The organism is Plantactinospora veratri, from assembly GCF_036421995.1.
GTDB lineage: Bacteria > Actinomycetota > Actinomycetes > Mycobacteriales > Micromonosporaceae > Plantactinospora > Plantactinospora veratri.
This window is the reverse complement of sequence record NZ_JAZGQL010000005.1, coordinates 304,332-316,715: the sequence shown is the minus strand read 5'-3', so window position 1 is coordinate 316,715 and position 12,384 is coordinate 304,332. Positions and strand designations below refer to the sequence as shown.

Below are 12,384 nucleotides of genomic sequence, written 5' to 3'. Positions count from 1 at the left end.
CGCCTGCAAGGTCTCGACATAGACGATCGTCGGCGGATACCGTACGGCCACCAACCCCCGCCCCGGGACATTTCGTTCACTCTGGGAAGGAGTGACCGTGACTGCTCGGACCCGTCGAAGCCGACTCGCCCCGCTACTCGGTGCCGCCAGCCTCGCACTCGCCGTTGGCCTGACCGGCCAGCCCGGCTACGCCGCCCCGGACACCGCCCCCTCGACCAGCGCAATCCCGCAGTCCAGCCCGCTCGCGGCCGCCTTCGCCACCGCGGCAGCCCGCTACGACGTCCCCAGGGACCTGCTCGCCGCCCTCGGCCAGGCCGAGACCCGCCTCGACGACCACGCCGGAGCGCCGAGCGCCTCCGGCGGCTACGGCGTCATGCACCTGACCAGCAACCCGACCGTACGCACCCTCGACGAGGCCGCCCGGCTCACCGGGCTCGACCGCGCCGTCCTGCGTACCGACTCCGCCGCCAACGTCGTCGGCGCGGCGGCGGTGCTGCGGTCGTACGCCGACGACGCCGGTCTGACCGCGACCCAGCGCGCCGACCTCGCCTCCTGGTGGGCCCCGGTGGTCCGGTACGGCGGTGCCACCGACCCGCGCGTCGCCCGACTCTACGGCGACACCGTCTACGAACTGCTCGCCGCCGGCCTCAGCTCACCCGCCGGAGTCGTCGTCGCCGGCCGACCGGTGGCACCGCGACGGGGGCCGCTGGACCGAGTGCCGGCGCTCGGCACGTCCGACCCGACCAGCGGTGACGTCGGCACGATGAGCACCGACTACGGGCCGGCCGCCTGGGTGCCGGCCTACTCCGGCAACTACACGGTGGCCAACCGGCCCACCCAGTACCGGATCAACTACGTGGTCATCCACGTCACCCAGGGTTCCTACGCGGGCTCGATCAGCTGGTACCAGAACCCGGCGTCGCGGGTGAGCGCCCACTACACGTTCCGGTCCTCCGACGGCGCCGTCACCCAGTCGGTCCGGGAGAAGGACGTCGGCTGGCACGCCGGCAACTGGACCTACAACACCGAGTCGATCGGGATCGAGCACGAGGGGTACGTCGACAACCCGAGCTGGTTCACCGACAGCATGTACCGGGCGTCGGCGGCGCTGACCCGCAACCTGACCAGCAAGTACGGCATCCCCAGGGACCGGTCGCACATCATCGCGCACTCCGAGGTGCCCGGCGCCACCCACACCGACCCCGGGGTGAACTGGAACTGGACCTACTACATGCAACTGGTCAACGGGGTGACCGGGACCGCCCCGGGCACCGTCCGCACCTCCAGCGGCTCGCTCAACGTCCGCTCCGGCCCCGGCTCCGGTTACGCCGTCGTCGGCTCGCTGGCCAGCGGCGCCGCCGTCACCGTCTACTGCCAGACGAACGGTACGACGGTGACCGGGTACTACGGCACGAGCAGCGTCTGGAACCGGATCGGCACCGGCCGCTGGGTCTCCGACACGTACGTCAACACCGGGCACAGCGGATTCGTCCCGGGCGTACCCCGCTGCTGACCGGCACGCTGCCCGACAGCACCCCGGTGGCCGGCCACTGCCGCGCCGGCCACCGGGGCCTGGGCGGGAGGAGCTTGACGGTGGGCGGTGGTGCTGCGCAGACTGTCGACGTCGGGTCGAGAGGCGCTGCGACGGACCGGTGTCCGCCACGCTCGACCGGCATCCCATCGGGAAAGGGCGCCTCCGCGAGGAGGAGCTGCCGATGTCCGACCCCGTCGCGTCCCGCGCCCCGCACGGCGTCGTCCGAGAACTGGTCACGTACCCGATCAAGGGTTGCGCCGGGATGCGGGTCGCCCGCAGCCAGGTGACCCCGGCCGGCCTGGCCCACGACCGGAGCTTCATGGTCGTCGACCCGGACGGCGTCTTCCGCAGCCAGCGCCGCGACCCCCGGCTGGCGCTGGTCCGCCCGGCGATCACCACGGACGGTACCCGGCTGACGCTGCGCACGCCCGGCACCGATCCGGTGGAGCTGGCGGTGGACCTCGACGCGGCCCGCCGCGACGTGCTGCTCTTCGGCGCCCGTTTCCAGGGCATCGACCAGGGGGAGACGGCCGCCGGTTGGCTGTCGGAGGTACTCGGCGCGCCGAGCCGGCTGGTCCGGGTACCGCCCGAGCACGACCGGGTCACCGACGGCGAGGTCGCCGGCACCTCCGGGTACGCCGACAGTTGCGCCGTGCACCTGCTGTCCCGGTCCACGTTGGATCTGCTCAACGAACGGCTGCTCGGCCGGGGTGCCGTACCGGTGCCGATGAGCAGGTTCCGGCCGAACATCGTGGTCGACGGCTGGGACGTGCCGCACACCGAGGACCTGGCCCGGCGGATCTCGGTGGGCAGCGTCGGGCTGGCCTACGCCAAGCTCGCCACCCGCTGCGCGGTGACCACGGTCGAGCAGCGCAGCGGGCGGAAGGCCGGCCCGGAACCGCTGCGCACCCTTGCCGACTACCGCCGGATCGACGGTGCGACCGCGTTCGGCGTCAAGTACGCCGTGCCGGAGCCGGGGGTGCTCGGCGTCGGTGACGAGGTCGTCGTCGACCAGTGGCAGCGGCCGCCCCGGCTGGACCGGGTCGAGCCGACCACTCCGGCGGTCGCCGCCCCGGCCGCTGGCGCGACATTGGATCCGCTTGGTTCGCGACCGACGCCGTCGGCCGAGGGATAACCTCCCGCGGACACTGTCGAGCTGGGTGCGGAGACGGGGCACGACACCAGGACATTGCTTGCCTCGGCATCGGACTCACGAATGGGCCAGCTCGGCAGTCTCCGCGCGGACAACTGTCTCTGCGGACCGCCGTGGACCGCCGCCGTCGACCCGGGCCAGCGCCAACGAAGCTATGCGGCCGTCAACGGGCCAGGCCGGGAGAATGCGGCGAGCCGATCGAGATCGACGTGCCGGCTCCGCGCGCGAGATGACACCCGCAACTGGTCCAGGGCCCCTGCTCGGTCGTTGCGAGGGCGGTCCGACCTCTCGTGACCGAGTCAGGATCTGTCACGATCCGCTCGGCTGCTCCTCTGCAATCTCCTTGGCCTCGGCGAGGAGACTGTCAATCTCCTTGTCGGTCAGGTTCCCGTTAGCGAGGATCTTGTATGCCGTCAAGGTCTGTATCCGGCCCATCGCTTCCGGTGCCACCCTGAGTTGTACCGACTCGTCGAAGACCGCCCTGATCATTGATTCTGCACTGGATGCGTCAATCGGTGCTGCGCCATCAACAGTGTCAGCCCGAAGGTCGGCGACGAAGCGGATAACCTCGGCTTCGTCGTACCTGCCCTGAAAACGTCGTTCGACAGCGAGGAAGAAGAGTGCGCTGAGGAAGGGAGGCCAGCCGTCCCAGCCCTCCGCGTCAAGCTTTTCTTCGTAGCGGTCGTTGGCCTCGAAGTCTCCTCGAATCAGAGTCCGGGCGAACTCGACGACATCACTTTTGATTGCCATCCTGTTTCCTTCTGTTGAGCCGTTTCTTGATGTAGTCGACGCCAGCCCGCCCGACCAGCGCGGCCCCGAGGGCAGTGACCACGAGCGCGGAGATCGCCTCGTGTGCGGGTGGGGATGAGCCAGCAGCGTGCTGAGGGGCGGACGTGGTGGCTGTCGACGAAGGGGTGCCGCCGGTGGGCGGACGATCGCCCTTGATCTGCTTCAAAGCGACCTTAGTGCCTTCCTCGACCGCTTTGGTGATCTCGGCAACGGTATCCTTGACGTCATCGGCCCGACTTGCCGTTCTATCCAGGAAGCCGCTCGCCCGCCTGCGTCGGGCCATCGCATCCGAAACCACACGTTCGCCTTCCGGCATTGCCTCGGGCGCTGACGACCGGGGCGGCACGGTGCCTGGCGCGATGATGTTTACGTATGTGGTGAAGTGCTCGGCAGCCTCCGACAACAGCCGTGCAGTCTTGCCGGCCTTCTCGGCAGCGGTCCGGGAATCTTCGACGGCCTTGCGCATCAACCGGTCCGCTGTGCCCTGGGACACCTCTGCGTACGCGGCTCGGCTCTGCTCGGCTTCCTCCTGGGCTCGGGCGGCGCCTACGGCAGCTTCGTCGATAATCCCCAGAATGGCGCGAAACTGGGCGACGACACTCGCCACGGATACGTCGGTCATCAGAGCTTGGATGCGTACTCGTCGGCAACAGATGCGCCCGAGTGGAGCAGAGCGACGACCCTAGAGGACTCTTTTGTGGCTTCCTTGAGCTTGCCCAGACCCGCTTCAATCTCGACATGCGCACTGTCGTGGGCTGTCGCGGCGGCCGACGTCCGAGCTTGCTCGATTCGGGCCTGCACCTCCTGCATGAGATCAATGCCATCCTTGGCGGCCTGGCCACCTTGGCTGATGGTCGCTCTGACCTGCCTGATGTCCATGGAGGCCTCCCTCAGACGCAGATCAGCCGAGGGTGCTGACATATTCGCGGGCGGCGGCACCGTCCTGACTGGACGCGGCTGCCTCGTCGAGGCGCTGCTTGCCCTGCCTGGCGGTCTGCTGAAGCGCTGTCTTGACCTCGTTGACGTTGGCCATCGGGTCCTCCCCAACCACCGGGTGTCCTGATGCGGCAGAGTTGCGCGGCGTGTCTCTGCATCACGCCTTCGTAGCCGCTCGAACACTATCGGAGATAGTCGAGGCGTACAGCCCGGAAGCATGCAGTGAGGTGTGTGGGGAGCCCGAGGGTTAGATTTCGATGATCGGCTCGTCTTCGTCCTCGGGAAGCAGCCACTTCTCGGGTGGCTCGACGAACGTTCCCTTGCCCTGGTGACGGCGGACAAGCCGGCGGGCCTCAAGGCGTACGAGCACCATCTTTATGGTTGTCGCGCCGACGCCGTAGCGCTTCGTCATCTCGGCGATCGACGGCAGCTTGTCTCCAGGCTTCAGCTTCCCTTCGACGATAGCTGACGCGTAGGCGTCCGAGATCCGAACGTAGTCCGGCTGTGTCGGCATGGGGCACTCCTTGCATGGCACCCCGATTTGATCACGAAGAGCGAGACCTCGACAAGCTTTCGTTGACATAGGCGCCTATCGCGCCTATGTTTTGTTTCCGAGCGCTCCTTGCATGGCACGCGGGACGTTCACTTCCCGGTCGGGGCGGCTGGCCTGCGGGTTGTCCGCCCCGGCCCCGAGTCACGCCCTGCTGCCGTACGGCGCCTCCGGCTGCGTCGGCGGGGCGGGGTGGTGCCGGCCCGGGGGAGCGACAGGGAACCGGGCCGGCGCCACCCATCCACGTTCTGAACTGCTCCGGAAAGGTTGGTGGTGTCGTGCGGGTTCTGCTTCGGCGGCTGTTCCGGCGGGACAGGCGGCCGCCCCGGCGACTCGGCCAGGCCTACCGGTCGACGACATACCGGCCGCTCCTGCCGTCGCAGGTCAGGCTGCGCCGGTTCACCCCGGTCGGCCTCGCCCGGCGGGGAGTCGATCCGATCGAGGTGGCAGCCTTCCTCGACCAGGTCGCCGGTGACCTGGCCCGGGCCTACAACGAGCTGGCGACCGTGCGTGAGCAGAACGCGCGGATCAAGGACGCGCTGCGCCGCTGGCAGTCCCGACAGGTGACGACGGCACGCGAGCTGGCGGACCGCTGATGGACGACCGCTACGTCGTACACGTGCCCTTCACCGCGCCGGACCGGGATGCGGCCCGGCAGGCGGCCAGGATGCTGGCCCGGACGCTCGGCCGGCAGCCCCAGGTCGACCAGGCCGAGGCGACCGTCTCGGCCGAGGACGACCAGACGGTACAGTCGCGGCTCTTCTGCGACCGGCTCCTCGCCCCCGGGCGACGCTGTGCGCTGCGCGCCGAACACGAGGTGCCGTGCGCGAGTGTGGAGCTGGACGCGAGTGTGGAGCTGGACCGGTGACCGGGGCGGCCGTTCCGCACGCCGGCCCGCCGGTGCTCGACTGTCCCGCCTGTGACCGGCTCACCTTCACCCTCGACGTCTGCCCCTGCACCAACGGCGGCGACCGGGTGCTCGTCGACGTCGGACAGCGGGGGAGCGGGGAGGCATACCAGGACTGCCAGCTCTGCCGGGGTGTCGGCACGGTGCCGCGACCCTGCCACCGCTGCCGACAAACCGGCCGGCTGCGCGCCCAGCTCGTGCTGACGTTGGCGAACGTCGACACCGGGGCGGTGGCCTCGGCGAACGTCGTACCCGGAGTGGTGGAACCGGCGCGCTGGCCGGGCGACGGGGGAAGCTGGTACCTGCCGCTGACGCCGCTGCTGCGCGAGCTGGCCGCCAGCGTCGGCGCCGCCTCCTGGACCGAGGCGCGCAACCCACCCGGGTCGCCGGACGGGCCGGTGCTGATCCTGCCGTCCCGCTGGCGTCCGGAGCTGCCGCCGGACATCCGGACCGCGCTGGAGGCGGCGGTGATCGCGTCGCACGGCCACGACGCCTGGCAACTCTTCCTCGGACGTACCGTCGTCGCCCCGCCCCCCGACCCCGCCCGGGACCTGGCCCGGCGCTGCCGGCTCGCCGCCCTGCTCCGCCTGGACCTGGTGCTGGAGGCCCGCCGCCGGCACCCCGCCGCCGACCTCAGCTGGCATCTCCGGTACGAGGTGCCGGGCGGGCCGGTGCCGACCGACGCGAGCGGCGGAGCCGACGACCTGGCCGGGGCTGTCGTCGGCACCAGCGACCTCGAAGCGCTCTACGACCTCCAGGCGCGCGGTCGGGCCGCCCCGGCCCACTACCTGACCGGCGGTGACCAGCCGCCGCCGGATCTCCCAGCCGTCGACCTGGAGCAGGTCGAACGGCGGATGCTCGCCGACTGTATCGACCTGCGCACCTGCGCACCGACTGCCGGGGCACAGGCGATCTGGCGCGACGGGCGCTGGTGGCACACCAGCCTGCGGATCGCCGACACCACCGAAACCTTCACCGAATCGGACACCGGGCAGATCCACCGCCGCGAGACCAGCATCCTGCGACGGGGCTGGCAGCCGCCGGCACCGTCGTGGCAGGGAGCACCCGTCCCGTACGTCGACTGCCCCGACTGTGACCCGCACAGTCGACTTCGCCGCTGCGAATGCCTCCTGCTCGCCGGACGTGCCGACCCTGACTGCCCGAAGTGCTCCGGTGCCGGCCTCAGCCCGTCGGCGCTGCCCTGCGACACCTGCCGGGACACCCACCGCGTCTACCGGAGCGTGACCGTCACCCTCACCGACCTGGTCGGCCGGGTCGTCCACCTCGACTGGCGGGTCGACCGGCACGGCTGGCGGGCCGGCGACCTCGGCTGGCACGGCGACGTGCACACCTGGCAGGCCGGTCAGCAGGGCTGGCACACCGGCGAACGGGTGCCGGCGCCGCAGGTGGCAACCCAACCCGGCGGCAAACCGGTGCACCAGCTCCCCGATCCGTTCCGGCTGGCGACCTGGGCCGGCCGGTTCGGCGTACGCCCGGACGACCTCACCGAACTCGACGGCGGCGGCGAAGTCCGGCACGACCTGCGCAAGGGCGTCGTCACCCTGCCGTATCCCGGCGCCGATCCACTCGCCGAACACCTGCACCAGGCGTCCCGGGGCAGGCCCGGCGCCCGGCTGTTCGTGCTGGCCCGCCGGCCCGACGTGCCGCCCCTGGCCGACCTGGTCCGGCTCGTCCTCGGGATACGACTCACCGTCACGGTCACCCTCACCGACCACATCGACAACGCCGGAGACCTCCGGCTCGTCCAGGGCGAGGGCTGGGACGTCGGCGTCGAACCGCCAGGGCTGCCGGTCGCCCCGCACAGCCTGCCCACCCGGCCCACCCCGGAGGCCGCGATCGCGAACTGCCTCGAATATCTCGAACTCGCCGTGGCCCAGCGGGTTCCCGAGGATCCCACTCGACCGATCCCGGTGCCACAGACCCCGGTTCCGGTCGCGGTCGACGATCCCGTACCCCTGATCCGCCGGCTCGCCCGGCACCACGCCGGCCAGCCCGTCGCCGTGCACTACGACGGCGTCACCTGCCAGCTCCAGGTGCGGGAGCGCGACGGCGTACGCCAGCTCTGCACCGCACCGACCCTCCCGGCCGCCCTCACCGCCCTCGGCCTCGACCGGAACTGACCCGTTAGGAAGGGCCCCCTCATCTACCGAAAACGATAAGAAGGGGCCCTTCCTTACAGGTCAAACCCGGGGGTGCGGACTGATTTCCGACCTTGTGACGGGTGGCACCGATCCGACACATGCGAATAACGTTGCCGTGTGTCGCATTCGGGCAGCGCACAGTGGCGGGCGTGCATCCGGGACGATCGCGCCGCGATCCGTGGCGCCGGCATCGTCCTCGGTGACCGGCACGTGCTGACCTGTGCGCACATTCTGCTGCCGCAGATCCCCGGCGCGGAGGTCGGGCGGCCGGAGCAGGACTTCCAGGTGGACCTGGTCGGACGTCGTGCCGCCGGCCCGCCGGCCCGGGGCTGGGTGGTCGACGGCTGCTGGAAACCGCCGCAGGACGACCAACGGGCCGATCTGGCCCTGCTCGGGCTCGCCGAGCCGCTGCCGTACGGCACCGGTCCGGTACTGCGCCGGCTGCCGTCGGGGGCGCGTCGCACGGTACGGATGTTCGGGTTCCCCTCGACGGTCCCGACCGGCGTCTGGGCCCGGGCCCGGCTCGCCGGGGACGGTGGTCCCGGCGGTGAGTGGATCCAACTCGACTCCGAGCCGACCGGCCCCGCCGTGGAGCCCGGGTTCAGCGGCACGGCGGTCTTCGACGAGGAGACCGATCACGTGCTGGGGATCGTGGTCAGCTATCTCGCCGGCCGGGGTTCCGCACTCTCCTGGATGATCCCGGTCGAGACGATCATCAGATACCTGCCCGTGGTGCGCGACTGGGTCAGCGGCGACTCGGCCGTCGACGCGAGTTTCGCCGTGCCGATCGGGCCGGTGGCCACCGACGAGTCGGTGGTCCGGCAGCTCACCGACTTCCTCGCCCCCGGCGCCCCGCCGGATTCCCGGATCATCGTCACCGCACCGGGCTCGGCCGCACACGCCGCCCTGCGCGACGTCGTCCTGCGGACCAGCCGCGAGTTCCGGCCCGCCGGCACCGACCGGGGCGGGCCGGCGCCGGCCGCCGCCGGGGAGTCACCGCCGGGCCGGATCGACCTGGCGCTCGACGTGGCGGGCCGGACGGTGGCGGAGGTGGCCAGCCGGATCGTCAACTGGATGAGCGTGGGTGCCGACCCGGAGAAGTCGCTGGCCGACAGCATGGCCGGCGAGCCGCCGCCGATGAACCTGGTCCTCGACGGCGTGGACCGGGCGGTCGATCCGGCGGCGCTGGTCGCCGAGGTGGTGCGACCCATCGCCGAGCGGGTGGCCGGACGCGACCTCCGGCTGCTGCTCGCCTTCCACGACGACCGGGCGCCGAGCCTCGGCTACGCCGCGCTCGAACTGCTGGCCGCCCGGATCACCGAGGTACGGGCCGCGGAACAGGCCGCCCGGGAGCGGTACGCGTACGTCGCCGCCCGGGTCAGGCCGGTGCCGGCCCCGACCCCGCACGAACCGGGGCTGCGGCTCCGGCTGACCGCGCTGCGGGCCGCCGCCGCGCAGCCCGGCGACAGCCCGCTGCTGCCCGCCGTCGAGTCGTGCCGGCGGAAGGCGGACCGGGCGCTCGACGCCGCCAGGCAGGTGCGCCGGGAACTGGGGGCGCTCCTCGACGAACGCGACCGGATGCGGGACCGGCTCGACGGCTACCGGGCGGGCGTGCCGGCGCCGCTGCGGGAGGACCCGGAGCTGACCGCGCTGTACCGCGAGGCCCACGAGGCGCTCTGGCGCGGCCCGGCCGACCTGGCGGCCTGCGCGGTGCTGGTCGACCGGTACGCCACGACGATCCGGCGGCGGGCCGGCGGGGTGCACGACCGCCCCGTCGCAGGGATGGACGATCGCGTCGTCGGGGTGCACGACCGCCCCGTCACTGGGATGGATGATCGCGTCGTCGGGGTGGACGACGCCGTCGGGGTGGACGAGCCGGGATCACGCGGTGGTCGGGGCGATGGACCGGGGGCGGCGCGGTGACGATCGACTGCAACCGCCCGGGCTGCACCGGGACGGTGGACGAGACCGGATTCTGCGACCGCTGCGACCTCCGGCCCCTGCCGACCCCGACCGCCGCGCCGCCGCCCGTCGTCCCCGGCTCGACAGTCTCCAGCGGCTCGTCCTGGCTGGTCGGCGGCCTGGTGCCGATGCCGGAGATGGAGCCAGCCGACCCGGTCAGCAGGCTGCGCGGCGACACCGAGGTGCCGGAGTCGAGCCGGTTCTGCGGCAACTGCGGGGCCCAGGTCGGCCGCAGCTACGCCGGCCAGCCCGCACTGCCGAAGGGATTCTGCGGCTGGTGCCGCAGCCCGTACTCCTTCGTGCCCGAGCTGCGTCGGGGCGACCTGGTGGCCGACCAGTACGAGGTCGACGGCTGCCTGGCCCGAGGCGGTCTCGGCTGGGTCTACCTGGCCCGGGACACCCACCTCGACGGCAACCCGGTCGTCCTCAAGGGACTGATCAGCAACGACGAGGCGGCGCTGCGGCTCGCGGTCGCCGAACGCCGATTCCTGACCACCCTCGACCACCCCAACATCGTCCGGATCTTCAACTCGGTCACCCACCGCGATCCGCGTACCGGCGAGCAGGCCGGTTACATCGTGATGGAGTACCTCAACGGGCAGTCGTTGCAGGACGTGCAGGAGGCCGCGGCCCGGCGTACCGCCCCGCTGCCGATCGAGCACGTGCTCGCGTACGGGCACGAGATCCTCGCGGCGATGGAGTACCTGCACGGCCGGGGCCTGCTCTACTGCGACATGAAGCCGGCGAACGTGATCCGCTGCGCCGACCGGATCAAGGTGATCGACATCGGCGGCGTACGCCGGATCGACGACGACAAGAGCCCGAGGGTCGGTACCGACTTCTTCCAGGTGCCGCCGGACGAGATCGGCCGGCACGGCCTGACCGTCCGGTCCGACATCCACACCGTCGGCCGGACCCTCCAGGTGCTCTTCGAGGTCAGCGACGAGGGACGCCGGGCGGCCCCGGCCGGCGCCGACGGGATCGCCTTCGGCGTGGAGTCGTTCGTCCGGCTGGTCAACCGGGCCGTTGCCGGGCACGACCGCCGGTTCGCCACCGCCGCCGAGATGTCCCAGCAGCTCAAGGGAGTACTCCGGGAGCTGCTGGCGCTGCGCACCGGCCGGCCGCACCCGGTACGGTCCACGGTCTTCGCCCCGACCCCGGTACTGCTCGACGGCGGGCTCGGCGCCGTACCCGGGTTGGACGCCTGGATCAGGGGTGCGACAGACGTGCTCGACGTCGCGCCGCCCTCGCCGGTCTGGGCGACCGGCGGGCTGCCACTGCCGATCGTGGACCCGGACGACGAGGCGGTGGAACTGCTCGCCACCGCCGGGGCGGCGGACCCGCGGGGACTGATCGAGAAGCTGGCCAACTCCGGTCTGCGTTCGGTCGAGGTCCGGCTCGCGCTCTGCCGGGCGTACCTGGAAGCGGGTGATCCGGACAGCGCGGCCGGCACCCTGGACGCGGCGGGCTCCGACCTCGGCGTCCGGGCCCGGCACGACTGGCGGATCCGCTGGCACCGGGGCCTGCTCGGGCTGGCCCGCGCGGACGTGCCAACGGCCGAGGCCGAGTTCAACGCCGTCTACGCCGACTGCCCCGGTGAGATCGCCCCGAAGCTCGCCATCGGCTTCTGCGCCGAGCACCTCGCCGATTACGACTGGGCGGGTCGCTGCTACCAGGCGATCTGGCGGCGCGACCGGAGTGAGGGCAGTGCCGCGTTCGGGCTGGCCCGGCTGCGGCTGCGCGACGGCGACCGGGCCGGGGCGGTGCGGATCCTGGACGAGGTGCCGAGAGAGACCCTGCACTACGAGCGGGCCCGGGTCGCGGCGGTCCGCATCCTCTGCGGCCGGCTGCCGGCGGGCGGCCCGAGCCGGGCCGACGTCGCCGAGGCGGTACGCCGGCTGCCCGCGCTGCACCTCGACGGCGGCAACCAGACCGGGGAGGCCAGGGACCGGCTGACCGCGCTGGTCCAGGCGGCAGCGCTCGGCCTGCTCCGCACCGGTACCCGCACGGGGAACGGGTTCGGCGGCGGCGCGGACGAGGCGGGTGACGCTTCCCGCGGCGCGGACGCGTTCGGCGACGGCGGGGGCGGCGGCGCGGACGGGTTCGGCGACGGCGGCGAGGTGCTCGGGCCGGAGCCGACCGAGGACGACCTCCGGCGGCGGCTGGAGCGCTCCATGCGGGTGCTCGCCGCGCAGGCCCGGACGCTCGACGACCACGGCGCGCTGGTGGACCTCGCCAACGCGGTACGGCCGAGGACCCCGTGGTGATGGCCGAAGATCCCGTGGTGACGGCCGAGGACCCCGTGGTGACGGCCGAGGACCCCGTGGTGACGGCCCGACGGCCCGTTCCGAGGGCCGGACGGGAGGCGGTGACGATCCGATGGGAGATGCC

Annotated in this window: 12 protein-coding genes; 7 read left to right on the top strand and 5 right to left on the bottom strand. The window is 72.0% G+C overall.

The features are described 5' to 3' along the window. The first annotated feature begins 97 nt into the window (after positions 1-97). Together V1634_RS07595 and V1634_RS07590 are read left to right on the top strand one after the other, a co-directional pair. Entirely contained in the window at positions 98-1,513 is a 1,416-nt protein-coding gene (locus V1634_RS07595; RefSeq protein WP_331207024.1) for an N-acetylmuramoyl-L-alanine amidase, read from the top strand. Positions 1,514-1,715: 202 nt separating this feature from the next. Then, positions 1,716-2,669, top strand: a complete 954-nt coding sequence (locus V1634_RS07590) for an MOSC domain-containing protein (protein WP_331207023.1) — start codon at positions 1,716-1,718, stop codon at positions 2,667-2,669. A gap of 327 nt (positions 2,670-2,996) precedes the next feature. Here the strand turns inward: V1634_RS07590 and V1634_RS07585 are convergent, their stop codons facing one another. The 5 genes from V1634_RS07585 to V1634_RS07565 form a co-directional block, all read right to left on the bottom strand. After that, on the bottom strand, positions 2,997-3,437 hold the full coding sequence (locus V1634_RS07585; protein ID WP_331207022.1) for a hypothetical protein: 441 nt from the start codon (positions 3,435-3,437) through the stop codon (positions 2,997-2,999). Then, positions 3,421-4,098 carry a hypothetical protein gene (locus tag V1634_RS07580; RefSeq protein ID WP_331207021.1) on the bottom strand — a complete coding sequence of 226 codons (678 nt, stop codon included), beginning with the start codon at positions 4,096-4,098 and terminating at the stop codon, positions 3,421-3,423. Before V1634_RS07580 ends, V1634_RS07585 begins: the two co-directional genes overlap by 17 nt. Next, positions 4,098-4,355, bottom strand: a complete 258-nt coding sequence (locus V1634_RS07575) for a hypothetical protein (protein ID WP_331207020.1) — start codon at positions 4,353-4,355, stop codon at positions 4,098-4,100. Before V1634_RS07575 ends, V1634_RS07580 begins: the two co-directional genes overlap by 1 nt. 22 nt (positions 4,356-4,377) lie before the next feature. Beyond that, a complete protein-coding gene (locus V1634_RS07570) occupies positions 4,378-4,509 on the bottom strand; it encodes a hypothetical protein (protein ID WP_331207019.1) in 132 nt (43 codons plus the stop codon). A 150-nt stretch (positions 4,510-4,659) separates the two neighbouring features. Further along, complete coding sequence (locus tag V1634_RS07565) at positions 4,660-4,926, bottom strand: winged helix-turn-helix domain-containing protein (RefSeq protein WP_331207018.1); 267 nt, start codon at positions 4,924-4,926, stop codon at positions 4,660-4,662. A gap of 314 nt (positions 4,927-5,240) precedes the next feature. Here V1634_RS07565 and V1634_RS07560 point away from each other — a divergent pair, with 314 nt between their 5' ends. The 5 genes from V1634_RS07560 to V1634_RS07540 all read left to right on the top strand — a co-directional run bounded on the left by V1634_RS07560 (position 5,241) and on the right by V1634_RS07540 (position 12,260). After that, positions 5,241-5,558: a DivIVA domain-containing protein gene (locus V1634_RS07560; RefSeq protein ID WP_331207016.1), complete on the top strand. Its 318-nt coding sequence runs from the start codon at positions 5,241-5,243 to the stop codon at positions 5,556-5,558. Continuing rightward, complete coding sequence (locus tag V1634_RS07555) at positions 5,558-5,830, top strand: hypothetical protein (protein ID WP_331207015.1); 273 nt, start codon at positions 5,558-5,560, stop codon at positions 5,828-5,830. The genes V1634_RS07560 and V1634_RS07555 overlap by 1 nt, the downstream gene beginning before the upstream one ends. Then, the gene (locus V1634_RS07550) at positions 5,827-8,010 is read left to right on the top strand and encodes a hypothetical protein (RefSeq protein WP_331207014.1); all 2,184 of its coding nucleotides are present in this window, start codon (positions 5,827-5,829) and stop codon (positions 8,008-8,010) included. Before V1634_RS07555 ends, V1634_RS07550 begins: the two co-directional genes overlap by 4 nt. Before the next feature lie 138 nt (positions 8,011-8,148). Then, positions 8,149-9,954, top strand: a complete 1,806-nt coding sequence (locus tag V1634_RS07545) for a serine protease (RefSeq protein ID WP_331207013.1) — start codon at positions 8,149-8,151, stop codon at positions 9,952-9,954. Further along, entirely contained in the window at positions 9,951-12,260 is a 2,310-nt protein-coding gene (locus V1634_RS07540; RefSeq protein WP_331207012.1) for a serine/threonine-protein kinase, read from the top strand. The genes V1634_RS07545 and V1634_RS07540 overlap by 4 nt, the downstream gene beginning before the upstream one ends. The last annotated feature ends 124 nt before the right edge of the window (positions 12,261-12,384 follow it).

Bases quoted from the DNA above. Each gene is read 5' to 3' on its own strand.
- V1634_RS07570 (WP_331207019.1), bottom strand. From the start codon at position 4,509: ATGGCCAACGTCAACGAGGTCAAGACAGCGCTTCAGCAGACCGCCAGG.
- V1634_RS07555 (WP_331207015.1), top strand. From the start codon at position 5,558: ATGGACGACCGCTACGTCGTACACGTGCCCTTCACCGCGCCGGACCGG.
- V1634_RS07590 (WP_331207023.1), top strand. From the start codon at position 1,716: ATGTCCGACCCCGTCGCGTCCCGCGCCCCGCACGGCGTCGTCCGAGAA.
- V1634_RS07565 (WP_331207018.1), bottom strand. From the start codon at position 4,926: ATGCCGACACAGCCGGACTACGTTCGGATCTCGGACGCCTACGCGTCA.
- V1634_RS07585 (WP_331207022.1), bottom strand. From the start codon at position 3,437: ATGGCAATCAAAAGTGATGTCGTCGAGTTCGCCCGGACTCTGATTCGA.
- V1634_RS07575 (WP_331207020.1), bottom strand. From the start codon at position 4,355: ATGGACATCAGGCAGGTCAGAGCGACCATCAGCCAAGGTGGCCAGGCC.
- V1634_RS07580 (WP_331207021.1), bottom strand. From the start codon at position 4,098: ATGACCGACGTATCCGTGGCGAGTGTCGTCGCCCAGTTTCGCGCCATT.